This is a genomic window from Paraburkholderia sp. GAS348, assembly GCF_050434205.1.
Taxonomy (GTDB): domain Bacteria; phylum Pseudomonadota; class Gammaproteobacteria; order Burkholderiales; family Burkholderiaceae; genus Paraburkholderia.
Genome location: NZ_JBNPVT010000014.1, coordinates 79398 through 104650, shown reverse-complemented (window position 1 = coordinate 104650; position 25253 = coordinate 79398). Strand labels below are relative to the sequence as shown.

At 63.8% G+C, this 25253-nt stretch carries 22 protein-coding genes; 15 read left to right on the top strand and 7 right to left on the bottom strand.

The features are described 5' to 3' along the window. The first annotated feature begins 1 nt into the window (after position 1). Positions 2 to 1342 (top strand): type II toxin-antitoxin system HipA family toxin, encoded by a 1341-nt coding sequence (locus tag P3T22_RS22365; RefSeq protein WP_429326154.1) that lies wholly within the window; start codon positions 2 to 4, stop codon positions 1340 to 1342. 295 nt (positions 1343 to 1637) lie between these two features. Further along, the gene (locus tag P3T22_RS22360; RefSeq protein WP_429326153.1) at positions 1638 to 2492 is read left to right on the top strand and encodes a helix-turn-helix domain-containing protein; all 855 of its coding nucleotides are present in this window, start codon (positions 1638 to 1640) and stop codon (positions 2490 to 2492) included. A gap of 77 nt (positions 2493 to 2569) precedes the next feature. Here the strand turns inward: P3T22_RS22360 and P3T22_RS22355 are convergent, their stop codons facing one another. Both P3T22_RS22355 and P3T22_RS22350 read right to left on the bottom strand, forming a co-directional pair. Beyond that, complete coding sequence (locus P3T22_RS22355) at positions 2570 to 4444, bottom strand: ATP-binding response regulator (protein WP_429326152.1); 1875 nt, start codon at positions 4442 to 4444, stop codon at positions 2570 to 2572. Continuing rightward, positions 4414 to 5022 carry a molybdopterin-dependent oxidoreductase gene (locus P3T22_RS22350; RefSeq protein ID WP_429326151.1) on the bottom strand — a complete coding sequence of 203 codons (609 nt, stop codon included), beginning with the start codon at positions 5020 to 5022 and terminating at the stop codon, positions 4414 to 4416. Before P3T22_RS22350 ends, P3T22_RS22355 begins: the two co-directional genes overlap by 31 nt. Positions 5023 to 5293: 271 nt before the next feature. Between P3T22_RS22350 and P3T22_RS22345 the strand changes: the two genes are divergently transcribed. Beyond that, positions 5294 to 6244, top strand: coding sequence for a phosphoribosyltransferase (locus P3T22_RS22345; protein WP_063498820.1), 951 nt, complete (start codon positions 5294 to 5296; stop codon positions 6242 to 6244). 4 nt (positions 6245 to 6248) lie between these two features. Here the strand turns inward: P3T22_RS22345 and P3T22_RS22340 are convergent, their stop codons facing one another. Further along, entirely contained in the window at positions 6249 to 7997 is a 1749-nt protein-coding gene (locus tag P3T22_RS22340; protein WP_429326150.1) for an ATP-binding domain-containing protein, read from the bottom strand. Positions 7998 to 8148: 151 nt separating this feature from the next. On the opposite strand from P3T22_RS22340, the gene P3T22_RS22335 reads away from it, so the two are divergent. Together P3T22_RS22335 and P3T22_RS22330 are read left to right on the top strand one after the other, a co-directional pair. Then, positions 8149 to 8775 carry a glutathione S-transferase family protein gene (locus P3T22_RS22335; RefSeq protein ID WP_429326149.1) on the top strand — a complete coding sequence of 209 codons (627 nt, stop codon included), beginning with the start codon at positions 8149 to 8151 and terminating at the stop codon, positions 8773 to 8775. Between the two features lie 112 nt (positions 8776 to 8887). Then, positions 8888 to 9466: a Fur family transcriptional regulator gene (locus P3T22_RS22330; protein WP_429326148.1), complete on the top strand. Its 579-nt coding sequence runs from the start codon at positions 8888 to 8890 to the stop codon at positions 9464 to 9466. Between the two features lie 110 nt (positions 9467 to 9576). Here the strand turns inward: P3T22_RS22330 and P3T22_RS22325 are convergent, their stop codons facing one another. Beyond that, on the bottom strand, positions 9577 to 10089 hold the full coding sequence (locus P3T22_RS22325; RefSeq protein WP_429326195.1) for a response regulator: 513 nt from the start codon (positions 10087 to 10089) through the stop codon (positions 9577 to 9579). Between the two features lie 462 nt (positions 10090 to 10551). After that, the gene (locus P3T22_RS22320; protein ID WP_429326147.1) at positions 10552 to 11244 is read right to left on the bottom strand and encodes a TetR/AcrR family transcriptional regulator; all 693 of its coding nucleotides are present in this window, start codon (positions 11242 to 11244) and stop codon (positions 10552 to 10554) included. Positions 11245 to 11403: 159 nt separating this feature from the next. Here P3T22_RS22320 and P3T22_RS22315 point away from each other — a divergent pair, with 159 nt between their 5' ends. The 3 genes from P3T22_RS22315 to P3T22_RS22305 all read left to right on the top strand — a co-directional run bounded on the left by P3T22_RS22315 (position 11404) and on the right by P3T22_RS22305 (position 15674). After that, the gene (locus P3T22_RS22315) at positions 11404 to 12903 is read left to right on the top strand and encodes an MDR family MFS transporter (protein WP_429326194.1); all 1500 of its coding nucleotides are present in this window, start codon (positions 11404 to 11406) and stop codon (positions 12901 to 12903) included. Between the two features lie 429 nt (positions 12904 to 13332). Further along, positions 13333 to 14397 (top strand): hypothetical protein, encoded by a 1065-nt coding sequence (locus tag P3T22_RS22310; RefSeq protein WP_429326146.1) that lies wholly within the window; start codon positions 13333 to 13335, stop codon positions 14395 to 14397. 203 nt (positions 14398 to 14600) lie between these two features. Then, complete coding sequence (locus tag P3T22_RS22305) at positions 14601 to 15674, top strand: TAXI family TRAP transporter solute-binding subunit (RefSeq protein ID WP_063498816.1); 1074 nt, start codon at positions 14601 to 14603, stop codon at positions 15672 to 15674. Between the two features lie 24 nt (positions 15675 to 15698). Here the strand turns inward: P3T22_RS22305 and P3T22_RS22300 are convergent, their stop codons facing one another. Then, on the bottom strand, positions 15699 to 17138 hold the full coding sequence (locus P3T22_RS22300) for a PLP-dependent aminotransferase family protein (RefSeq protein ID WP_429326145.1): 1440 nt from the start codon (positions 17136 to 17138) through the stop codon (positions 15699 to 15701). Positions 17139 to 17254: 116 nt separating this feature from the next. Here P3T22_RS22300 and P3T22_RS22295 point away from each other — a divergent pair, with 116 nt between their 5' ends. The 7 genes from P3T22_RS22295 to P3T22_RS22265 all read left to right on the top strand — a co-directional run bounded on the left by P3T22_RS22295 (position 17255) and on the right by P3T22_RS22265 (position 24358). After that, complete coding sequence (locus P3T22_RS22295; protein ID WP_429326144.1) at positions 17255 to 18142, top strand: DMT family transporter; 888 nt, start codon at positions 17255 to 17257, stop codon at positions 18140 to 18142. 152 nt (positions 18143 to 18294) lie between these two features. Further along, a complete protein-coding gene (locus P3T22_RS22290; RefSeq protein ID WP_429326143.1) occupies positions 18295 to 18588 on the top strand; it encodes a hypothetical protein in 294 nt (97 codons plus the stop codon). 228 nt (positions 18589 to 18816) lie between these two features. Continuing rightward, complete coding sequence (locus P3T22_RS22285) at positions 18817 to 19416, top strand: N-acetyltransferase family protein (protein ID WP_429326142.1); 600 nt, start codon at positions 18817 to 18819, stop codon at positions 19414 to 19416. 143 nt (positions 19417 to 19559) lie between these two features. Further along, a complete protein-coding gene (locus tag P3T22_RS22280; RefSeq protein WP_429326141.1) occupies positions 19560 to 20426 on the top strand; it encodes a MerR family transcriptional regulator in 867 nt (288 codons plus the stop codon). 348 nt (positions 20427 to 20774) lie between these two features. Then, on the top strand, positions 20775 to 22388 hold the full coding sequence (locus P3T22_RS22275; protein ID WP_429326140.1) for a flavin-containing monooxygenase: 1614 nt from the start codon (positions 20775 to 20777) through the stop codon (positions 22386 to 22388). 62 nt (positions 22389 to 22450) lie between these two features. Further along, the gene (locus tag P3T22_RS22270) at positions 22451 to 23359 is read left to right on the top strand and encodes an SDR family NAD(P)-dependent oxidoreductase (RefSeq protein WP_429326139.1); all 909 of its coding nucleotides are present in this window, start codon (positions 22451 to 22453) and stop codon (positions 23357 to 23359) included. 108 nt (positions 23360 to 23467) lie between these two features. Further along, positions 23468 to 24358, top strand: a complete 891-nt coding sequence (locus P3T22_RS22265; protein ID WP_429326138.1) for a metal-dependent hydrolase — start codon at positions 23468 to 23470, stop codon at positions 24356 to 24358. 36 nt (positions 24359 to 24394) lie between these two features. Here P3T22_RS22265 and P3T22_RS22260 read toward each other — a convergent pair whose 3' ends face one another. Then, positions 24395 to 24949 (bottom strand): putative glycolipid-binding domain-containing protein, encoded by a 555-nt coding sequence (locus P3T22_RS22260; RefSeq protein ID WP_429326137.1) that lies wholly within the window; start codon positions 24947 to 24949, stop codon positions 24395 to 24397. Positions 24950 to 25253: the final 304 nt, after the last annotated feature.

Genomic DNA, 25253 nt, shown 5'->3' with positions numbered 1-25253 from the left:
CATGGGCCGCCAGACGCATTCGCGGGCGCTTTCGGTGTGGGCCAACGGCGAGCGCGTCGGCGTCTGGCGCCTGCCCACCCGTGGCCCCATGGAGTTCGCTTACGACCCCGCGTGGGTCGCCTCGCCCGTGGGCCGGCCGCTTTCCCTCTCGCTGCCGTTTGCGCCGGGCAACGTGGCGCACAAAGGGCCACGGGTGCTCAACTATTTCGACAATCTGCTGCCTGACAGCGAGGCAATCAGAAAGCGCATCGCCCAGCGCTACCAGACCGATACGCTCGATGCGTTCGACCTGCTGCAAGCCATCGGCCGCGATTGCGTAGGCGCCGTTCAGTTGCTGGCCGTTGACGATGCGCCGACCGGCGTCGAACGCATTGAAGGCACGCCGCTCTCCGACAGCGAGATCGAAACCATGCTGGCACGCACCGTCAGCAACTCCGCCCCCGGCACACCCGACGAAGCAGACGATTTCCGCATCTCGCTCGCCGGCGCGCAGGAGAAAACCGCCCTGTTGTGGCACGACGGCAAGTGGCAGCGTCCACATGGCGCCACGCCTACCACGCATATTTTCAAGCTGCCGCTTGGACTGGTCGGCAACAAGCTCGCCGACCTCAGCACCTCGGTCGAAAACGAATGGCTGTGTCTGCGGATCCTGCACGCCTATGGCCTGCCGGTGGCCAACACCGAGATCATGACGTTCGGCAAGCAGCGGGTGCTGGGCGTCGAACGCTTCGACCGGCAACCGCATTCGAGCGGGCAATGGCTGCTGCGCCTGCCGCAGGAAGACTTCTGCCAGGTCTACGGCGTGCCGTCGCATCGCAAGTATGAAAACGAAGGCGGTCCGGGCGTGCTGGACCTCGCGCGGATTCTCCAGCAATCGGTGTCGGCGCAACAGGACATCGAGACGCTGCTGGCCAGCCAGATCCTGTTCTGGATGCTGGCGGCGCCGGACGGCCACGCCAAGAACTTTAGCATTCGCCTGCTGGCGGGCGGCCAGTACCGCCTGACACCGCTTTACGACGTGATGTCGATCTGGCCGGTGGAAGGCAACGGCCCGAATCAATGGTCATGGTTCAAGGCCAGGCTCGCCATGGCGATGTGGTCGCGCAGCAAACACGACGCCTTTCGCGATGTGCAGCGGCGCCACTTCAACGCAATGGCGCTGCGATGCTCGTACGGCGCGAACGCCGAGCCATTGATCCAGCGGCTGATCGAACAGACGCCGGAGGTCATCGCGCGGGTCTCGGCCGAATTGCCCGAGCGGTTTCCGGGCAAGGTCGCCGAGCGGATTTTCAAAGGCCTGAAAAGCTCGGCGGCGAAACTTCACGCCATGCCGCCAGCATAGTGGCGCGTAAGGAATACACCAGCCGGCATTATTTCTTTACAGATGCCGCGCGCTTTCATCGGTAAAATGCGGTCAATGCCAACAGCATAAACAGATCGCCGGATCTGTCCGTTCGCACCTCGCACCGACAGGCTCGGCGGCGGTCATATAAAAACACAGACCGCGATACTTTTTACGGTACATTTGCTGTCCCCTGCGTAGCCGCGTCGATGCGCATTCAATGTGCATGGCGGCGCTGCGCGTGTCGTACGCACGCTCCACAGCCAACCTACAAGAAGGCGGATCCTCACGCAGCATGACCAACGAAACACACTCACCTGACTCCATCGCAGTCGCCGAGCGCGTGCGCGAGTTGATGAGCCGGCATGGAATCGGCAAGCGCCAGCAAACCACTGAGCTGTGCCGCATCCTCGATCTGAGTTTTTCGCAGGGACACCGCAAGCTGCGCGGCAACAGCCCATGGACCCTCTCGCAGATCAAGAAGGTTGCCGAGGTGTTCGGCGAACCTGCCGCTCAGCTATTCGGCGCACAGTCGCTCGATCCGGGCATGGTCGGCGCCATCGCCCAGGAGGCGGTGTTCTGCATCGGCGCGATCGAACTGGCCTGCACCGCATGGGTCGGCGCCGCGCTCGAACCGGGCAGCCGCCCCGAATTTGTCGCGTACCCGAAGCTCGGCCAATGGCGCGTTGCGCGTCACGACGGCACGCTTTATCAAGGCGCGTACGAAGTCCACAAGATCGAGATCTATCCGCGCCGCGCTGAAACCGACAAGCCGACCATCGCCGTGGTCGACGACGATCAGGCCTCCGCCGACAACCTGCGCGACTATCTCGAGCGCAGCGGCTTCGCGGCGGTGGCGATCTACGGCCTCGCCGCGTTCGCCGAACAACTGCAAACGCAGATCTTCGACGGCATTGTGATCGACTGGCTGTTCGGCTCGCAGACCTCGGCAGAGGCGATCCGCGCGGTGCGGGCCTCGGAAAATCCGGACGCGCCGGTTTTCGTGCTGACCGGCGAATTGCTGACCGGCAAGGCCAGCGAATCGGAGATCAGCCAGGTCATCCGCAATTACGACGTCGCGTGCTATGAAAAGCCCGCGCGTATGGCGATCCTGGTCGCCGATCTGTCCAAGCGCCTCAACCGGCCTTGATGTTGCACGCGCCGGCAAGCGGCTGAAGGTGCGCTCAGGTTGAGCCCTCCTCCATCTGCGTCTTCCCAGGCGTCACGTCACACCGTATGCCGCGAAGCCAAAGCACGCTGCAACACGCTGCGCAGCTCCTCGTAATGTACTGGCTTTAATAACGCCTCGAAAAACGGCTGCAAGGCGGCTTCGCCCGCTTCCTCTGCCGCTTTGCCGTCTGCATTGCCCACCACGCTATCCGGCTGCGGCGCATACGCGCTCACCACGATCACTGGAACACCCGACGACGGCCCCCCGCGTGCCGCGAAATCCGCAAGGAACGCATAACCGTCGCGATCCGGCATGTGCAGATCGAGCAGCACCACATCACAGCGATGCGCATCGAGCCACGCGAGCGCATCGTCGGCATTGGAGACGGCGTGCGTGTCGAAATCCATGTGCGTAATCATTTCGCTGAGCGACTCGCGAATCAGCCGGTTGTCGTCGACGATCAACACGCACGGGCGCGCGCCGCCCGGTTTGGCGTGCGCCGCCACGCCGGGAGGCGCGGTTGCCGCAACGGGCGTGACAGGGATCGTCACCGTAAACGCGGTGCCCTTGCCCACCGTGCTCGCCACCTCGACGGAGCCGCCAAACAGCCTGACCAGCCCCTGCACGATCGTGAGCCCCATCCCCGCGCCCTCGAAGCGGCGCGTGCGCGATGCGTCCAGCTGCGTGAACTCCTGGAAGATCAGCGGAATCTGCGCATGCGGCACGCCCGGCCCCGTATCGCTGACGACGAAGATCAGCACTGCCGGCCGCTGTCTCAATTGCACGCGCACCGTGCCGGTTTCGGTGTAACGGATCGCGTTGGTAACCAGGTTGTTGACGATCTGGCGGATGCGGTGCGGATCGGAATCGACGAGGCCGCTCATGCCGCTCGCCTCGCTTTCCAGCTTGAGGCCGCGCGCGGCGGCCGACATCGCGTGTTCGTCGACGATCGAAGCCAGCAGTTCGCGCGGCCCGAAATGCTCGTGACGCAGCTCGAGCTTGCCGGCGCCGAGACGCGCGTAGTCGGTCAGGTCTTTCATCTGTGCTTCCAGATGCCGCCCTGCGGTTTCGAGCCGCTGGATGACCTTGCGGTCAGCCTCGGAGTGATAGTTGAAGCCCAGCAATTCAATCGACGACACGATCGCATGCAAGGGCGTGCGCAGTTCGTGGCTGATCATGCCGAGAAACGCGTCCTTCGCGAGACTGGCCTCGCGCGCCGCGCGGCTCGCCTGATGCTCCGCTTCGAGCGCCGCGTGCTGCTGGTGCATCAGGCGCGTGCGGCGCCGGCCGTTGAACACCAGCAGCGTGGTCGCGGCCGCCGACAGTAACAGCAGCAACAGGCCGCCCGCGAACAGCATGCGGCGCTTGTCGATGAAATCGCGGTTCATCGCCTCACGGTCGGCCACATCGGCGAACCGGCGGCTCAACGCGAGATCGTTGACCTCATTCCAATGCTGACGCAGCTCCACGACGATCTGATTGGCGCGGCTGCGGTCCTTCGGCAACGCATCCACCTCAGGCTGAATCTCGCCCAGCAAATGATCGATCGACTGGATCTCGTCCATTTGCCGTTGCAGCAGCGCAAGCTTCGTGGTCAGCCGGCGTGTCGAACCGGCCATCACATGCAGCTTCGATTCCAGCAACTGGTAGCGCAGCGTGAGCCGCTGATAATCGTCGTCGACGCCGGATTGATACAGCAGCAGCTGGTTCTCGAACCGCGCGTAGGCGATCTGCAGTTGCGCGGCGTCCCAGTAGAAACCGTCGTATTGACCGGTCAGCGGTTCGGTGGCGCGCGGATTAAGCAGGTTCGCGTACAACAGATAGCCGATCGCGCCGGCCGGCGCCGCGAGCGCGGTTAGCCAGATCAGCACATAGAGGACACGACGCCATGGGCGGCGCGTTATTTGATGATGAGTGCCTTGATCTGCCATACGAATTTCGCGTCGCCCGCCGCGCCCATGAGTTCACCGGGGAACGCGTCGCGCGGATAGATAAGAAACAGCGGCCCGAAGTCGCTGATCTTCAGGCGCCGGCCGTTCATGCTGTACGCAACGACCACGCCGTAGCGATCGCAGTCCGACACCGGGATGGTGTAGGTATAGTCGTCGAGCGTATGGATCTCGACCGCGCTGCCGGATGCACCGACGCTCTTCAGGATATCCGCGAGCAGCGGTCCTGTGAAGGTGGAACGCGGCGTCCAGGTGGTGGCGGTCGTAATCGAATGGACCGGCAGCGCCAGCAGTTGCGCCTCGGTGAAGTGATACCGCTGGTGCGCCGCATCGTTGGTCTTGCTGATTTTGCCTGTCACGTCGAGCGATAACGGCAACGACTCTGCCTGTGCCTGTACCTGTACCTGTACCTGTACCTGTACCTGTGCCTGTGCCTGTGCCTGTGCCTGTGCCTGTGCCTGCATGCTCCACGCGACGAAAGCGAGGAGCAGACCCAGCCCCCACCAGGCGCCCCTGTACGCGCCCTTCCTGTCATTCACCGCTACACTCACCTTGGTCATCTGCTTGTTTTTTCCATCGCCTGTTATTTTGCGGGCGGTTCTACGCTGCACCGGCTCAGCCTGCAGCGCCCTTTACCGGCCGCGGCGCCGGTCTTTGCGGCCCACCCCGTCCAGCGACGCGCGTCACCCCCGACGCGCGACATTGAACCGCAGGCATAATATCGCCAAATTTCTCCGTCTCAAAAACGAGGACCTGCCGCTGCGTTGCGCCGCCCGCCGCTCTCCGTCTACGGGACACCCGCCCTACGCTCGACGCGACGCCATACGAGTCATGAACAAGCCGGTTTTGCCCCTGACGTACGAACAACTCGATCACTGGATCGAATCGCTGCAGCCCGCGTTGCTGGCGGAGCGCTTCACGATGGCGATCGGTATTCTGCGCGGCGGCGCGCCGCTTGCGCTGATGGTTTCGCATGCGGCCGGCACGCCGGTCGCATTTCTGCGCTACGACCGCCAGTCGCGCACGGTCGCCTGGGATTCGACGCTGCCGATCCCGCCCGCGGGTTCGAAAGTGCTGCTATGCGAAGACATCGCGGGGCGCGGCTTTACGCTGACCGATTGCATTGCATTTCTTCAGCAGCATGGCCTCGACGTCAGGACACTGACCGCCGCGGTCGACGACCTGAGCCGCACGCAACCCGATTATGCAATCGACGCCCGTGGTTACTTCGCGCTGTTTCCGTGGGAGCGCCAGGCCTACACCGAGCGCTATCGCGAGGACTGGGAGCGCGTTGAAGCGGGCGCTGCGCCCGCCATGGCCGACGATCACGAATACGCCACCTATGCGATCGATCTCGACGGCATTCTGCTACCCGACGTGCCGCTCGCGCGCTACGACGAGGATCTGGCCGCTGCACTCGCCGAACGCGACGCGCTGTTGCCGTTCGAGGTGCTGCCGGACATCGATCTGCAACGCGTGCGCACGATCATCACCGGCCGGCCGGAACTGGATCGCGCGCGCACCGAAGCGTGGCTCGCGCGGCACGGCTTCGGTCATCTGCAACTGGTGATGCGCACGCCGGGCACGCATGATGAAAGTGCCGCCGGCGCAGCCGCTCACAAGGCTGCGGCGGCATTGCGCGGCGGCGTCACGCATTTTGTCGAGAGCGATCCGGTGCAGGCGCTGCTGATTGCCCAGCAGGCGCCGTTGCTGCGCGTGATCTGGTGGGACGCGCTCACGCAAACGGGGATGCTGGTCGGGGCGCGCGCGTGGACTTCATGAAGCGCTAGGCTTCTTTCGCCTCCCTCACCTCTTTCACCTCTTTACCGTCACGCAGATGCAGATGCCGCGCGGCCCGCTGCGAGGCGACGATGATCAGCTTCATCGTCGCTCGCGTGGCGCCGACAAACAGTTTGCGCGCAATACGCTCGTCGAATGATTCGAAGTCGACCTCGGTGAGAATCACGCACGGCGCCGCCTGCCCCTTGAAGCGATAGATCGACTCGAACAGCACATCCCCTTCGCGGTACGCCGGGTTGCCGAACAGATCGTACTTGCCCGTAAAACTGCGCAACCGATGCGGGCCAAGATGATCCAGCGCGGTCATCGCCGAGCCTTCGCGGCCGCGGAACGAGAGCACAGCAATGTCCTGTTTGCGAAAGCCGAGCGACAACGCCTGCGTGATCGCCCGCTTGGTCGCCTCGATGCTGCCTTCGGCGGCATTCGCTTCGTCGTAGACGGAGAGCGAAATATCGGAGCCGTCGAACGGACTGCCCGACGCCAGACCCGCCGCGACCGGCACCGAAGCGCCGACCACGTCGCGCACATAATCGAGAATGTCGCGCGGACTGCGATAGTTGGTGGTTTCTTTCAGCATGGTCCAGCCGGGCAGCTCGACCGGCTCACGCATATACAGATTCTGCAGCGGGTCTTCGAGCCACCACCACGCGGCGCCCGGCCGCAACAGGCGCTCGAGGGCGGCTACCCACGGCTGTTCGAAATCCTGCCCTTCGTCGACGATCAGCACGTCGAATTGCCAGCGCGCGTCGATCGGCGTTTCCGCGAAAATCGTTTCAAGCTGATCGAACGCCGCAGAGGAAGTCCCCCGCCCCGAAGGAAGTCCCCCAGGAGGATTGGGGGACACGTCGCCAGACTGGAAATCCGGCTCACGGCCCGCGTCGCGCGCGATCCAGTCGCAGAGCTGGTGATAGTTCGCCACCTTCGCCTCGGGTGGCGCAACCCGCGCGATGTGATCCGCGAGCGGCCGGTTGAAACACACGTACAAAGGCCGCTGCCCGCGCGCCACCGCGTCTTTCATCACCTGCAAGGCCAGTTGTGTTTTACCGGAACCGGCCGTGCCGATCACGCGCAGCCGGAACGGCGAAAACGCGAGCCGCCGCGCCCAGGTCGCGAGGCCACCCGCCAGACGCGTCACGAGCGTGCCTGCCTGGCCGACCAGCGCGCTGGCGTCGGGCGTGAGCGCAAGTTCGTCGGCGAGAAAGTGGTGGATTTTCGGTGCGCAGGCGAGGCGCGGTTCGTCGGCCGGCAAGGCTTCGCGAATAATCGCGGCAAGCCGCTCCTTGCGCTTCGCGTCGACGATCCGCGCGGGATTCACGCCGGCAATCGCCGCGTCCTTGACGACGTGGTCCGGGCAATACAGCAGCTCTTCAATGAAATAAGTACCCGCGCCGAACGCCGCGGTGAAGCGCCGATGCAGCGTCTCGACGGTGTGCGCGAGCGCGATCGCCACATTGCGTTCCGTCTGAAGATAGACCTTGACGAGCCCCTTTGGCGTTTCGCGCAGGAAACCGGTTTTCTGTTCGACGATCATCACGCGCCCGGCCGGGCTGACGATCACGAAGTCGGCCTCGCCGAACACCGAAAAATTCTGGTTCAGGCGAGTCCAGTGCACACCGTGATAGACGGTGTAGCCATCAGGAAGCGCTTCTTCCAGCAGCGCGAGGGTTTCGCGTTCGCGTGCCGCCGCGCCGGTGGCGGCGAGGCTCTTCCAGTCGTCGGGGACAATGCGGGCCATGCGGCTCCTCGTGCTATTCGGATGCGCCCATTGTACGCAAGGCCCGCCCGTTGCCGGCACGCGAAAATCCCGCATCGTGTATCGTTGCTGGCTGAACGCCGCGCGCCGCGCGCGGCTTGCCACCTGTCAATGTAAAAAAGGGATTTACCGGATGATTATGATCTGGGGACGCACCAACTCGGTCAACGTACAGAAAGTCTTGTGGTGCTGCGACGAACTGGTGCTGCCGTACGAACGCATCGACGCGGGCCTGCAATTCGGCCGCAACAACGAGCCCGACTATCTGACAATGAACCCGACCGGCAAGATTCCGACGCTGGTCGACGACGGTTTCGTGCTCTGGGAATCGAACTCCATACTGCGCTATCTGGTGCTGCAATACGGCGAATCGAGCCTCCTGTACCCATCCGGACCGAAACTGCGCGCGAGCATCGAGCGCTGGCTCGACTGGTCGCTCACCACGCTGCAACCTGCGGAAAAGCCGGTGTTCTGGGCCCTCGTGCGTACGCCGGCCGCCGAGCGCGACGCCAACAAGCTCGCCAGCGATTTCGGCGCGCTCACGCTGCTGTGGCGCCTTTTGGATAACCATCTGCAAGGCCGCTTCTTCCTCGAAGGCGAGAATTTCACGCTCGCCGATATCGTGATCGGCGCGTACGCGAAACGCTGGTTCGGGCTGGACGGCGTCGAACGTCCCCCGCTGCCGAATCTGGAGCGTTGGTATTCGCGGCTTGCGACGCGCCCGGGTTTCAAGAAATACGTCGATTTACCGCTGACTTGAACCATCCCGGCAGCCATCCGGCGGCCTCGTGCCTGACAACGGCGACCGGCCGCGGCCGGCAGGCGCACCGGACACCGGCACAGCGAAGCACGATGGCCTTTATAATCGACGCATGAAGACCGCCAAGCCCGCCGCGACCGCCGACAAAGCCACCCTTGCCGCCTCCGCTCATCATCACGAGCCGGGGCACATGCACGCTGAGCGCAGTGAATCGCAGGAACCCGCACTGATTCTCGCGGAAGAATATTGCCGCGAACGCGGCGAAAAACTCACGCCAATCCGCCGCAAAGTGCTCGAATTGCTGCTGAATTCCGGGCGCGCCACCAAGGCATATTCGTTGCTCGACGACATGCGCCAGATCCATCCCGGCTCGGCGCCGCCCACGGTTTACCGGGCGCTCGACTTTCTGCTCTCGGCCGGGCTCGTCCACCGCATCGAATCGATCAATGCGTTCACCGTCTGCCACGATCTGACGCAATGCCAGCACGGCATTCTGGTGGTCTGCCAGCAATGCGGCAATGTCACCGAACTGCATCAGCCCAAGCTGCGCCAGGCGCTCGTCGCGCAAATCGAAGATGCGGGCTACCGGCTTGCCAGCGACGAAATCGAATTGAAGGGATTGTGTTCCGCCTGTCAGGCTGTGGAAGCAGCCGGCGCCAGTGCCGCAACACCGGTCGCTGCCGCCAAATGACAGCGGCGCCAGCCAGCAGATTTGCAACCTGATGGCAGACAGTTTCGCTGCACGGTTGCTTGCCGCCTAAGATGCGGCGGCAAGCAACCGCCGCCCGCCCACGAGATCCATCAACCTGCCGAGCGGGCATCGATCGCGTCGTGCAATAGCGTCACGAGGTCTTCCGGCAGCGCCGGCTTGGTCATGAAATGCTGGAAGCCTTCGCCGATGCTGCGCAAGCGGTAAGCGTCGTCGGTATGGCCCGTGAGCGCCACGGCTACCGAAGGTGCGTGGTCGCCGCGAATCTCGTGATCGCGCAGCCGCTGGATCAGATAAAAACCGTCCATGGCCGGCAATTCGAGGTCGCACACCACGGCGTCAGGCAACAGCCGCACCGCCGCTTCGACGCCCTCTTCCGCATCCGCCACTGCGACGACATGTGCCCCTTCCGCCTCGAGTAACAAGGTCAGTGATTCCCGGCTATCCGGGTCGTCTTCGACGAGCACGATCGTGGCCTGATCGAGTCTCAATGCTCCGTTCATGTGCTGTTGCTGCTCTAAAAAACCGGTTAGGCCGTCAGACGCGGCCAACGTTTCGTCCTGCTGTGTGCCGCCGATTTGCGCGGCTGCGGTATGGCTGTTCAGGCTGTTCATGGTTCCGACTCGATTTCATGCGTCGAGTTGCATGCAGGCCCGCGATTGTAAAACATGGCCTGAGCGCAACGCGTGCGCACAGTAACGCGCCAAAATTGCACGCCGATGAAAATCCGGCCCTCGGCGCCGCTGCCCCGGCACACCGATGCCGACACCCGATTCGCCGTGGCGGCTGGTGCAAACCCGTACGCAGCGCCTTTTCCGCACGGCATCTTCCCTGAGCATTCATGTTCTTTTGCGACGCCGCCGCTGTTGTGCTTCCCGCGCGGCGTTCTCATCCACCCCTCAGGTAGCACACAGCGTGCCTCGGCGCTTTCGCCAATGTTGCCGTTGCGTCCGCATGGTTGCGCCAGCCGGCCGTACGATCCACGGCGGCGCTATCATCGTGTGCGCGGGACCGCAGCGGCGAGGCGTGGCGGCAGAAACGAAATAGCGAGTGAGTCAGTTGGCGTGTCAGTCCGCTTTGCGGGGGCCGATGCCCTGCACCAGCAAAGCCACCGCATGCCGGGCGATCTCCTCGCCGCCGATATTGCGCCGCACGGGATCGTTACGCCACAGCTTCGAGGCGGCCAGCGGCAGAATCGTCATACCCAGCAGCGTGACGAACACCAGCGACGGCTCCAGCCCCGCATTCAGGCGCCCTTCCTTTTGCCAGCGCGCGATGGCTAACAGCGACGCCTTCTGATTCGCGTCGCCGAACCGTTCATGCATGCGCTGGCGCAGCAGGCCGCCGTCGCTGATTACTTCGCGCACCCACAGCGACGGAAACCACGGATGGTCGCTCGCCGTCTGCACCAAACGCTGCGCGAGCTGCGTGATTGCCGCCACCGGGTCATCGGGATTTTCCTGAAACGGCGCGCCGAGCCCCGCGCGCAGCGGAGCGAAACGCTCGTCGATCAGCACGTCGAGCAGTTGATCGCGCGTCTTGAAGTAGTAATGCATCATCGCCGGCGTGAAACCCGCTTCGCGGGCAATCTCCCCGAGCGTCGTGTCGACGATGCCCTGCCGCGCAAACAAAGCGAGCGCGGCGTCCAGCAGGCGGCTGCGTTGCTCCGTGCCGCGCGCCGGCCCTGAAGGCCTGCCGGGGCGCCGAGCGGGTGCGGGTGCGGGTGCGGGTGCGGGTGCGGGTGCGGGAATCCTTGCCATTGCATTCAATTTGACGGGTGACGCGATGTCGCATATATTAATCTCCGAATTAATTAATTTCAACGCCGTGGCACCATGGACCAATCGACAACGACTCAACCCGCCGGCCTCATGCAGCCGGATGTGCAGCCCGGCGCGCAACCCGTTATGCAGCCCTTCATGCAGCCCGTTACGCAGCCCGGCGCCCAGGCCACCGACCACCCGCCGATCCGTCTGCTGTTTCCGGCACTCCTGCTGGTCATGCTGCTCGCCGCGCTCGATCAGACAATCGTCTCGACCGCGCTGCCGACCATCGTCGGCGAACTCGGCGGGCTCAACAACCTGTCATGGGTGGTGACCGCCTACCTGCTCAGCTCGACCATCGTCGTGCCGCTGTACGGCAAATTCGGCGATCTGTTCGGCCGCAAGATCGTGCTGCAGACGGCGATCGTCGTGTTTCTGGTCGGCTCCGCGCTATGCGGCGTCGCCCAGAACATGACCCAGTTGATCGTGCTGCGCGCGCTGCAAGGGCTCGGCGGCGGCGGTCTGCTAGTCGTGACGATGGCCGCTATCGCGGACGTGATTCCGCCGGCTGAACGGGGCCGCTTCCAGGGCGTATTCGGCGGCGTGTTCGGTCTCGCAACCGTGGTCGGGCCGCTGCTCGGCGGCTTCCTTGTCGAGCACCTGTCATGGCGCTGGATTTTCTACATCAACCTGCCGCTCGGCATCATTTCGCTGGCTGTGATCGGCGCGGTCTTCAAACCGCACGTGCGCCATGTGAAGCACACCATCGATTACATGGGCGCCGCATTTCTCGCCGGCGCTCTCACCTGCATCATCCTGTTCACCAGCCAGGGCGGCACGATCCTGCCGTGGTCGTCGCCGCAGTTGTGGTTCACGTTAGGGATGGGGCTCGTGGCGATCTGGGGTTTCATCCACGAAGAGCGCACTGCCGTCGAACCGATCATGCCGCTCGAACTCTTCAGACAGCGCACGTTTTTGCTGAGCAGTCTGATTGGCTTCATCATCGGCGTGTCGATGTTCGGCTCGGTCACTTTCCTGCCGCTGTATTTGCAAGTGGTCAAAGGTTCGACACCTACCGAAGCCGGTATGCAAATGCTGCCGATGATGGGCGGCCTGTTCGTGATGTCGATGGCGACCGGCCGCCTGATCAGCAAGATCGGCAAGTACCGCATGTTCCCGATCGCCGGCACGTTCCTCGTGGGCGTGGCGATGCTGCTGCTCGCGCGCCTGCAGATCGGCACGCCGATTCATGTGATGTATATCGACATGGGCATTCTCGGTTGCGGCCTCGGCATGGTGATGCAGGTGCTGATCCTCGCCGTGCAGAATACGGTCGAGTTCAAGCACATGGGCGTCGCCACTTCGGGCGCGACGCTGTTCCGTTCGATCGGCGGCTCGATCGGCGTGGCCAGTTTTGGTGCGGTGTTTTCGAACGGCCTTGCCGCGCGTCTGGACAATCTGATTCCGCCCGACACCGAATTGCCGCACGCGCTCGGGCCAGCGGCCATCCGCCAGTTGCCTGAAGCGTTGCGCGACGATTATCTGCAGGCGTTTGCCGGCGCGTTGCACACGGTGTATCTGTCGGCGGCCTGCGTGGTCGTCCTGGCCTTCGCACTCGCGTGGCTTCTGAAGGATCATCCACTGCGCAAGCACTGATTCCGTATTACGTTTCCTGCGAGCGTTTTCGGCAAGCGCTTGATAACGGGGTCGAACGCCGTAGGCTTCGACCTCGTTCTGTTTTCATCGCCACCCTTCCGTTCTGCCGATTCCGCCAGCGCGTCATTGCCGGCGCGCCGTGACTACGCGAGCGCGTGTGAAAAAACACTTCGCCTGCTCGTTCTGCCGGCATATGCAGTGTTTCGTCGTACCTAAGAATGTGCTCTCCCGCACCTGAAGTAGGTGAGAACGTCGATTGACGTTTTAAATGAAACACCACATATTTCAAGCTGCGGCGCCGCAAGCGAAGACTTGCGCCCCAAGGGTCTCCAGCGCATGTGGATCGTGCTTTCCGCGGACATCACTCCTGCCTCGACACGATCTGGAACATGCCGTAACAGCGTTGTTTTACACAGGTGGGTCCACAGCATGTCCACCCAGACAATACTCGGCCATAGTTTCCCGATGCCCTGCAAACGCTGTGGCGGTGCGCTGTACCGGCAAGTCGACTATTGTCCGTATTGCGGCGCGGTGCATCCACTCGACGCCGGCCCACACAAACGCACCGTGATTCCCGGCAGCCGCGCCAGCGCCATGAGCAAGACCGCGCAGAACAGCGGCTCGGCCCCGGCACAGCCGAACGAAACCAAGCTCGCAGAGCAGACTGCGTTCCCCGACGAAGCCGCCCCAATCGAGCCCCCGATGCAAGTGCCGGTACTCGCGACAGTTCCGTCACGCGCTGATCCGCCGCTCGCGGATCCTCCGCTTGCCGAACCGCCTCGTTCTGACGGCCGCAGCGTGCTCCCGCTGCACCGGGTGCTGCTCGCGATCGCGGCCATTGGCGCAATCGGACTAGCGTATGTCGCCTATGCACTATTCAGCGACAACCACGAATCGCAGAACGACAACACCGAGCAAACGGCAGACACCCCGCAGGACGCAAGAACCGCGACCGGCACGATTGCGCCGTACGCACCGGCTCAGGCGACGAACCGCGCTACCGCAAGCAAGCCCGCTACCCCCACCACGTCCGCCAAAGCCGGTCCGGTGATCTCATTTACGCCCATCGTGCCGCCGTTGGCCACAGCGCCTGCAAAGCCGGCGGCGCCGCGGTTCCGCGATACCGCGCAAGCGCTGCAGGCAGCGCGTCTCGCCTTGCGCGCCAACGATCTGTCCGCGGCACAAGCGGCGCTTGGCGCAGCGCAAACGCTGCAGCCAGGCAATAGCGACGCGCAAAGTCTGCTGACAGAATTGAGGCCGCTCGCCGCGCGCCGCGATGCCGCGTTGCAGGCGGCGCAAGCGTGTGCCGCGCAGCAGTCGTGGAGCTGCGCACGTCAGCACGCCAACGAGGCGCTCGCGATCGACACCGGCAACGACACCGCGAAGACGATCCTCGAAAGCGTGATTCGCGAGACAGGGTGGGCGCCGCTCAAGCCGCATGCCGCGCTAGACAGTCCGGTCAGCGATAAGTCGTTTGGAGACCGAATTTCATAGCCGTCCGCGAGACCGATTCTCATGGCTGACTGCATGAATCATGGCAAGCCAGATTGCACTGACGTTTCGCGTGTACTCTGCGCGGCAACAGACGGACATGACCCCCGCAACGCATTGAACATGCGATGGCAAGCCGTCTCACCGGTGCTTCGCGCGTGCCGACGCGAGAGGCCGTTCAACCCTGACCGATAGGTAAGTAGACCATGCTGAAGAGACTTCTGGCGGGATGGCTAGGGCTGGTGCTAATGGTCATGTTTTCGTTTGCTTGCGCCGAGCCCGCGCACTACAAGATCGTCACCGGTCCGGAACGGGGCACGTATATCCAGATCGGCCAGGATTTGTCGAAATGGGTGGCGCAGCCGGCGGGCATCGATCTGGAAGTGATGGCGTCGAAGGGCTCGGCCGAAAACGTGCAGCGCATGCGCTTCGAGCCGGGCGTGAAGCTCGCGCTGGTGCAATCCGACGTGTATCAGGCCTACATCGACATGGCCAACGCGGGCAATGCCGACGCGGGCACGACAATCCGGCCGCTACGGCTCATCATGCCGCTCTACGACGAGGAAATTAACGTCGTGGTGCGCGCGGACTCGCCGATGAAAACCTTCGCCGACATCAAAGACAAGAGCATCAGCGTGGGCCTGATCGGCAGCGGTACCGCTCAATCGGCCACGACCCTCTATCACCTGATGTTTGGACAGGCGATTCCCGAGCAGAACGTCCAGCACCTGAATAACGAAGACGCGCTGGCCGCGTTGATCGTCAAGAAGGTGGACGTTGCGATCATCGTGGTCGGGCAGCCGGCGAAACTGTTCACCGACATGAACCCCGAGTTGCTGCAACAGATCCGCCCTCTGAGGGTTGATCCCAACGCGCCCGAAACCGCACGTGCGAAGCAGACGTATTTTCCCGCCACGCTCCGCGCGACCAGCTATCCGAACTGGCTGAAGGAAGACGTCCCCACACTGACGGTGAAGGCCTTTCTCGTCACCTATGACTACGGTCTGCGCGATACCGTCGGCAATCTGAATCACTTCGCCGACTCGCTGTGCGCCAACTTCGACAATCTGCAGGAGCACGGGCATCCGAAGTGGAAGCAGGTGAAACTCGAATTGCCGACGCTCGTGCGCGGATGGAAATACTACGGCCCAGTGGAGAAACATTTGCGCGCGTGTCTTGCGAACAGGAGCGCGGCGATCAGCGCGACGGCGGCGCAAGCCGCGCAGAAACCCCGCCCCACCTGCACGGATCAGGAGCGTCTGCTGTTGCTGTGCAAGTAACGCCGCGTGGCCCGGCGCGCGCGTTCAGGCGTGCTGTTTCGATGCGGCCGACACGTCCATCGCCCGTTGCAGCGCCTCGTACACCTTCGGCCGGTTGCATTGCGACACGTTAAAGCGCAGGAAGCCCGCCGCCGATTGCGATGCGCTGAACACATTGCCCGGCGCGAACACCACGCTCTCGGCTAACGCATGACGCGCGATGTCGGCGGCGTCGAGCGCATCCGGCAGGCGCGCCCACACGAAAATACCGGCGCGTGGCCGCGTCCACACTTCAAGGCCGGCATAGCCCAGCCGCCTGATCGTCTCTCCCATGGCGTCCGCGAGCTTCGCCCGCATCGATTCCAGATGCCGCCGATAGGTGCCGTCCACCAGCAGACGATGCACGACGCTCGCCGCGAGCTGGCTGTTGCCGAACGAGGTGGCCAGCTTCAGATCGACCAGCGGCTCGACCCATTCGCTGCGCGCCGCGATGTAGCCGCAGCGCACGGCCGCGGACAAGGTCTTCGAAAAGCTGCCGATCGAGACCACCCGCGCGAGACCGTCGAACGCCGCGAGACGCGGCGCGGGTTCGTCCTCGAAGTCGGCGAAGATATCGTCCTCGACGATCAGCAGATTGTGTTCGCCCGCCAGTTTCAGCAGCCGATGCGCGACGGCGGGCGCGAGCGTGGCGCCGGTCGGATTGTGGATCGCGGAATTGGTCACGTAGAGCCGCGGGCGATGCTCGATCAGCGCTCGCTCGAATGCCGGCAAATTGGGCCCGGACGGCGTATAGGGCACACCGACGACGCGGGCGCGATGCGCGCGCAGCAGCGCCTGAAAGTTGAAGTAGCACGGATCGTCGATCAGGACTGTGTCGCCGGGTTCGAGCAGAAAACGGCAGACGAGATCGAGTGCGTGCGTGCCGCCGTCGGTCAGCACGATCTGCTCGGGCGGCGCTTCCACGCCATGCTGTGCGAGCCGCCAGGCGAGTTGCTGACGCAGCGCGGGCAGACCGAGCGGGCTCGCGTAGTCGGCGAGCGGCGACTGCGGATCGCGCGCTACCGCACGCAACGCGCGGCGCACGCCGTCTTCCGGCAGCCATGATGGCGGCATCCAGCCGCAGCCCGGCTTGAACACCTTCGCAGCGGCCTCCAGCGACTGCCGCGTGAGCCACAGCGGATCGACCTCGCGATCCAGCTGCGGCCCGAGATCGGCGAGCGCGAGCGGCGGCGCATGGCCGGACACGAAAAAGCCGGACCCGCGCCGCGCCACGATCACCCCTTCCGCGACCAGCCGGTCGTACGCTTCCACTACCGTCGACTTCGACACGCCGAGTGTCTCGGTCATCACGCGGATCGACGGCACGCGCGCGCCCGGCATCAGCGAACGGCTCGCGATGCGCTCGCGCAAGCTGTCCATCACGGTGCCGACCCGCGTGCCGGTTGGCGCGCCCGAGGTTACCCGGCTGCTCTCACTTTCCGCCATCTGTACTGCTCCATGTTCGGTACAGTTTGTACGAATTGTACTGATCCGTAGCTTACCCTTTGCAGCCTGAAGGCTGATGCTATGCGTTCTATTTTCAATGCGCACGGACTCTTTCGATGGACAAGACAACGAACGGCTGGGCGAGCGGCATGGTGGGGGTGTTGATTTTCAGCGGCTCGCTACCCGCCACCCGCATCGCCGTGCAGGGCCTCGATCCGGTGTTTCTGACGGTCGCCCGCGCGACCATCGCGGGCACGCTGGGTCTGTTGCTACTGCTGGCATTTCGCCAGGCCCGGCCCGCAAGGCGCGATCTCATTCCGCTGGTGGTGGTCGCGCTCGGCGTGGTGGTCGGCTTTCCGCTGCTGACCGCTTTCGCGTTGCGCCACGTCAGCTCCGCACACGCGGTGGTGTTCGTCGGGCTCCTGCCGCTGTCCACTGCGATCTTCGGCGTGCTGCGCGGCGGCGAGCGCCCACAGCCGGCGTTCTGGCTGTTCTCGGCGCTCGGCAGCGGCGCAGTGGTCGCGTTCGCCTTGCGCCACGGCCTCGACGCGTCGCCGCTCGGCGATGCGCTGATGCTGGCGGCGATCGTCGTCTGCGGCCTGGGTTATGCCGAAGGCGCGCGGCTGTCGCGCCATCTCGGCGGCTGGCAGGTGATTTCGTGGGCGCTGGTGCTGTCGCTGCCGGTGATGCTGCCGCTCGCCTGGTGGGCGCGGCCGGCATCGTTTGAAGGCGTGAGCCACGCGGCGCTTTGGGGACTCGCGTACGTGTCGCTCTTCAGCATGCTGATCGGCTTCGTGTTCTGGTATCGCGGACTGGCGCTCGGCGGCATCGCGGGAGTCGGGCAACTGCAGTTGCTGCAGCCGTTTTTCGGCCTGCTGCTCGCCGGCTTGCTGCTGCACGAACAGGTGCCGCCCGCGATGATCCTGGTGACCGTTGTGGTAGTGGCGTGTGTAGCGGGCGCGCGGCGCTTCTCGCGGACCGCGCCGGCGCGGCCGGCAGTCTGAACGGTGTCTCGCCCGCGCGTGCGCAGCTGGGATTCGCTGGCGCCGCTCACATGCCTGTTCAATTCGCTGATCGTGCCCGCCTGAGCGTGCGGAATGAGCCGCCAGCCGCATTGCGGTATCCTCACGGGCTCGTTCAGAAGGAGCATGGATACATGAAGTTTTCGATTTGCGTGGCGCTTGCCGCCCTGACACTGTCCGCCACCGCGTATGCGCAAACCTCGCAAACCTTTCGCTTCGGCGAAGGCCAGACCACGCTGCCGTCCGGCAATGCCCATCCGGCGCCCTCCCCGGGCGCGCAGGCTCAACAGCCGCAACCGATGCAAGCCCAGCAGCAACCCCAACCCGCCGAACCTGCCCCGGCCACGGCCAAGCCGAAGCACAAGGCAAAGCATCGTCGGCATCATCGCGGGCATGTGAAGCAGCCGGAAACGTACTCGCATAGTTGATCGGCGAAACGCTTGCCGCATGCATGTGTTTTCGTCCGGAAAAACTGCAGCGCTCGGCGCAGTCGCATGGCCGGGCGCTCCACGCCAAACCTGGATCGAGCCAGTCGCCTATGCATGCGCCAATACCGCCTATCAATCGCGGCGATTTTTGATCGTGCTTCAAATTCGCGCGAGCGGCGGGCATAGTAAAACGTATCCGCAGACTCGCTGGCCTCGACAGGAACACGAATGAGCACCACCCGCCCCGCGCCCTCCACGCCCCATTCAGCGGACTCAGTTGCTACCGCACCCTTGATCCGCGACGCCACCGAGGCCGATCTGCCCGCGATCCAGGCGATTTATGCGCATCATGTGCTGACCGGGGTCGCTTCGTTCGAAGAAATCCCGCCTTCCGTCGACGACCTGCGCACGCGGCTCGCGTCGGTGCGAAGTCACGGGCTGCCTTACATGGTCGCCGAGATCGACGGTGAAGTCGCCGGCTATTGCTACGCCACACCCTACCGGCCGCGCGCCGCTTATCGCAACACGATCGAAGATTCGATCTATGTGAGCGACGCGTATCGCGGGCGAGGCTTGGGGGGCGTGCTATTGCAGGCGCTGATCGAACGCTGCGAAACCGGACCGTGGCGCCAGATGGTCGCCGTGATCGCCGACGGCGGCAGCGGCGGTTCGCTGTCTCTCCATACACAACTGGGTTTCGAATTGACCGGCACGTTGAAGGCAGTCGGGTTCAAGCACGGCCGCTGGCTGGACACCACGCTGATGCAGCGGACCTTGGGCGTGGGCGACTCGAGCGCGCCGGACGACGTGGCGCAAGGACGCGGATAAGACGCCGAGCGTCACCCCGGTCTCGGGAAGGCTGCTTATCGCGAAGCGGCCTGGCCCCGTCGTTCCCCGCAGCCCCACCCTTCGAACCGCCGCGTTGACCGGCAACTTGGCCGCAGCACTAGCCGCCGCGTTAAAATCCCCCCATGCCCAAAACGCCGCCCCCCCTTCCGCCCTTACCCGCCGCCTCAAGCGTCCCGGCAAGCAACACGCAGCGCAACGAATACACAGTCGACGAACTCGCGCGCGTCACCGACACCACCGTGCGCAACGTGCGCGCCTATCAGGACCGCGGCCTGCTCGCGCCGCCGGAAAAGCGCGGCCGCGTCGGCGTGTATGACGATACACACGTGTCGCGTCTGAAGCTGATCAATCACCTGCTTACGCGCGGCTACACGCTCGCGAACATTCAGGACCTGATCATGGCCGTGGACGAAGGCCATGATCTGCGTTCGATCCTCGGCCTTGAGACCGCGATCGGCGGCCGCTGGTCGCGCGAACGGCCGAAAAAATACTCGCTGCTCGAACTGCTGCAAATGTTCGGCGACAAAGCCTCGCCGAGCGCGCTCGGCAAAGCGGTCGATCTGGGTTTGCTGGAGCGCAACGGCCTCTCCTTCGTGTCCGGCAGCCCCACGGCGCTCGCCGCCGGCGCGACCATGGCCAAGGAAGGCATTCCGCTCGCCGACCTGCTCGACACCGTAGGCATCGCAAGGCCGCATTTCAATGCGGTCGCCAAGGCGCTGGTCGACCTGGTGGTCCGCCAGTTGGACCGCTACGATGCCGACGCGCTGCCGCCGCCTGCCGACGTGCCCGCCCTGGTCGACGCAATCTGGCACGTGCGGCCGCTGGCAATGGTGCTGGTCGAAAGCGAAATGAACCGCGCGCTGGAAGAAGCCTCCGGCGACTATCTCGGCGACCGCGTCACGGCAATCATGGCAAAGAAGCTGGGCCATCCGGCCGAAGGCGCAACGGCAGAGCGCGCTGTGGCAAAGAAAGATAAACCCAAAAAATAGCCTTGCAAGCGGCCACTCGCGGCGACCCGCGTTGCCCCGCGTCACGATAAGCGCGCCGTTCCTGTCGCCGCATATGCCGGCGCTTTCATGCTCCCTTGGGCGTTCGCGCGCGTCATTTCCCGGATATCCGAGTCCGCCCGGCATTTTTCATATCGCTGAACGACACACACTTCCGCATCAGTCTCGAAGCCCTGCCGGGCCGACGCCGCCGCTTGGGCCTTGCGCCACAACCTTCTTCGCTCCGTAGAGTTTCCCGTCTAACCCGCTGCTTGCGCCATCCGTTGACAGCCCCTATTGTTACATCAATCAATGTAACAGTTGAGAGCGAACAAAAGGGAGACGGATCGGATGAACGCACGCATGATGCCCCCCGACGACGCGGCGCCCAACGCATCTGCGCCCATCGATACGGATATCGCCATCATCGGCTCCGGCTTTGCGGGCCTCGGCATGGCGATCCGGCTGCGGCAAGCCGGCATGACCGATTTCATCATCGCCGAAAAGGCCGAGTCGGTCGGCGGCACCTGGCGCGACAACCACTACCCCGGTTGTGCCTGCGACGTGCAATCCCACGTCTATTCGTTCTCCTTCGCTCCGAATCCGCGCTGGACCCGTATGTTCGCGCGTCAGCCGGAAATTCGCGCGTATCTGGAAGCTTGCACGCAACGGTTCGGCATTCAGCGTCACCTGCGCTTCGCTCATGAACTTGCCTCCGCGATCTACGACGAGACCCGCCACCGCTGGCAACTGACGTTCGCAAACGGCCAGCAATGGTCGGCGCGCGTGCTGATCTCGGGAATGGGCGGACTCTCGCGTGCGGCCATACCGAACATTCCGGGCATCGAGCAATTCAAGGGCAAGGCGTTCCACTCGCAGCATTGGGACCATACGTATCCGCTCGAAGGCAAACGCGTCGCGGTGATCGGCACCGGTGCGAGCGCGATTCAGTTCGTGCCGCAGATCGCACCGCGCGTCTCGCATCTGAACCTGTTCCAGCGCACGCCGCCGTGGATCATGCCGAAGGCCGACCGCGCGGTGAAGCCGTTCGAACAATGGCTGTTCAAGCATCTGCCGTTCACGCAGAAGATCATGCGTTCGGCGCTCTACTGCATGCTCGAATCGCGCGCCTTCGGTTTCGCGATTCATCCTTCGCTCATGAAGACCGCGCAGAAAGTCGCGGTGCGGCATCTGCGCCGCCAGGTGCCCGATCCGCAATTGCGCGCCACGCTCACGCCGAACTACACGATGGGCTGCAAGCGCATCCTGATCTCGAACGACTACTTCCCCGCGCTGTCCCGCCAGAATGTGTCGGTCACGACCACCGGTATCGCCCGCGTGGAAGAAGACGCGGTGATCACGACCGACGGCGCGCGCCATCCGGCCGATTGCCTGATCTTCGGCACCGGCTTTCAGGTGGCCGATCCGTTTCCGGCGGGCGTGGTGCGTGGCCGCGGCGGCGTCGACATCGTCGATACGTGGCGCGATGGCGCGCATGCGTATCTCGGTACGACACTGCCTGGTTATCCGAACTTCTTCATGATCGTCGGACCGAACACCGGCCTCGGTCACAACTCGATGGTGTTCATGATCGAGTCGCAGGTCGAATATGTCCTGCGCGCACTGAAGACGATGAATGCAGAACGTGCCGATGCGATCGAAGTGCGTCCGCATGTCGAGCTTGCCTACAACCAACAGATCCAGCATAAACTCGGCCGCGCAATCTGGTCGACGGGTGGTTGCAAGAGCTGGTATCTCGATCCGAAGACCGGCAGGAACACCACGCTGTGGCCAGGATTCGCCTACAAATTCCGCCAGGCGACCCGCACCTTCAGCATGGACGACTACCTCGCGTATTCGCCCACGGCGCAGCCGCTGAGCGGGCATGCGGGCCTGCTGCAGCCGGTGCATGCGCATGGCAATGCCGCCACGACGGCGGCCGCGAGATCCGCGGAAGCAACCTGAAAAAGCACAACCTGAAAAACATAACGACACGGCACCGTTCAGAGAGGACAGGAGATAAGCCAATGAAGAACTTCACCAATAGAGTGGCCGCGATTACCGGCGCAGGCTCGGGCATGGGCCGTTCGCTCGCGATCCGGCTGGCGCGCGAAGGCTGCCACCTCGCGCTCGCCGACCGCAATGCCACGAGCCTCGCCGAAACCGCGCAACTTGCGCAGGCCGCCGCGCCGCATATCGTCGGCTCGCCGCTGCATATCACCACGCGTGTGCTCGACGTGTCGGACCGCGCCGCGATGTTCGAATGGGCCGACGAAACGGCCGCGCAGCACCAGCGCGTGAACCTCGTGTTCAACAACGCGGGCGTGGCGCTGTCGAGCACCATCGAAGGGATGGAGTACGCCGATCTGGAGTGGATCGTCGGCATCAATTTCTGGGGCGTGGTGCACGGCACGAAGGCGTTTCTGCCGTATATCAAGGCCTCCGGTGCGGGACACATCGTCAATACGTCGAGCGTATTCGGCCTTTTCTCGCAGCCCGGCATGAGCGGCTACAACGCGACCAAATTCGCCGTGCGCGGCTTTACCGAAGCGTTGCGCCAGGAGCTCGATCTGATGAAGTGCGGCGTGTCGGCGACCTGCGTGCATCCGGGCGGCATTCGCACAAGCATCGCGCAGTCGAGCCGGGTCTCGTCGAACATGGTCGGCTTCATGCTGGAAAACGAACAGCAAGGCAAGGACGACTTCGAGAAGTTTTTCATCACCACCGCCGACGAAGCCGCACGCGTGATTCTCGACGGCGTGCGCAAGAACAGGCGGCGCGTGCTGATCGGCCGCGATGCGCGCGCCGCCGACTGGCTGGCGCGTACGTTGCCGGCAGCCTATCAGGCGCTGGTCGTGATGCAGACGCGCCGCATGAAACGCATTGCGGAAAAGCGCGCGCGCCGCGCCGCGCAGGTGGACGGCCAGCGTGCGTAATGCGGCGCGGGTCACCTGATGCCAATCACCTGATGCCATACGGCGTGCAATGCAAAGCACCCGGTCAGCACAATCAGCAGCACATACAGGATCACAAGGAGAAAGGCCATGATGCCGGTTCGCCGAGACCTCCGTTTCAACTTACCGCAGGAACGCGCCTGCGATTGGCATGTGCAGGGCTCGCATGTGACACACTTCTTCAACGCGCTTTCGCTGCTGTTCCCAGCCGGCGAGCGTTTCTTCATGGACAGCTTGCGCAGCTACCGGGACCAGATCGACGACCCCGTGCTGAAGAAGCAGGTGCTCGGCTTCATCGGTCAGGAAGCGATGCATACGCGCGAGCACATCGAATACAACGACCTGCTGCAGGAAGCCGGTTTACCCGCGCATAAGCTCGACAAGCGGCTGTGGGCGATTCTCAACTTCGGCCGCAAGATCCTGCCGCATTCGTATCAACTCGCGGTAACGGTCTGTCTCGAGCATTACACGGCGATGCTGGCCGGCTTGCTGCTGGAGGACGCATCGCGTATCAGCGGTTCGGTCGAAGGCTATACGCAGATGTGGACGTGGCATGCGCTGGAAGAAACCGAACACAAGTCGGTTTCGTACGACGTATGGAATGCCGTGCTCAAGCCCGGTCTCGGCCGCTATCTGCTGCGCACCGGCACGATGCTCGCCACCACGCTGACGTTCTGGCTGATCGTGTTCGACTACCACGTGCGTTTGCTGATCGCCGACCGCAAACGCGGCGGCCATATCCGCGGCATGTGGCGCGTCGTGAAGTATCTGTACGGCCCGCGTCACGGCGTATTTCCGCGTATTGCCGGTGAATGGCTGAGCTTTTTCCGGCCGGGCTTCCATCCGTGGGATCACGACAATCGCGCGCAACTATCGCGCATCGACAGCCTCGTCGCCGCGGTCGCCGCGGTCGACGCCACCAACGCGGCCACGCCGAACGCGCGCAACACCGCGCGACGCGGCGTACGCGCTGCCGCGTGATCAGCTATGCGGTACGCGGCCCCGGCGCCTCGCCGATCAACGCCCACGCGGCAGGCGCGTGAACAACGTCGGATAGTCGATCACGAGGCCGTCTTCATCTACCGTCAAGTCCGCGGTGAAATCGCGGAAGATGCCTTCGTAGCGATAAACGCGATTCAACTCGATGCACGAATACGCCTGCTCGGCACGCGTCACCTGCAAATCGGGCGTCGAAATATAGGCCACTGAAATCGGCTGACGCTCGCCTTCCGCCAGTTGCAGACGACGGATCGGCAACGTGTTCGTATAGGGCGTGGCGGCGATATCGATATCGATGCACCCTTCAATTGCTTTCAGCACGAGACCATGGCCATCGTGCCAATGGCCGGCGCCATCGCCATGCAATTCCAGCTCACCGCCGCCGACAATCTTCAGCCACGCATAGGTGGTGCGCCATTGCGGATCGCAGCGCACCTTATAGTGCAGGCCGTACGCTTTGCCGTAACGCTGCCCGACCACGACGCTTTCCACCGCAAAGCCGTCCGCGCTCGCGTCGAACGCCAGATGTTCGAAACCGTCACCCTCTTCCGATGCCCACCGTAATTCACGCATCAGGCTGTCTCCTCGTGGAACGGCGCGGCAAATGCGCCGGATTGTTATCGTAGCGCGAAAGCTTTCGGGTCGCCGACACACTGCGTTTCGGCGTTTCGGCGTTTCGGCGTTTCGGCGTTTCCGCGTTTCCGCGTTTCCGCGTTTCGGCTCGTGGCTCATGGCTCATGGCTCGATGGCTCCATGACGCGCATGTGTCGCAAATAGCCACTATCAACGCCTCACGATGCCCGGCGCGGGGCAAGTGGCCTATGCTCGCGGTTCACACTCAACCTGACCCGCTGCGCGCGCCTGACTTGCACGCGGC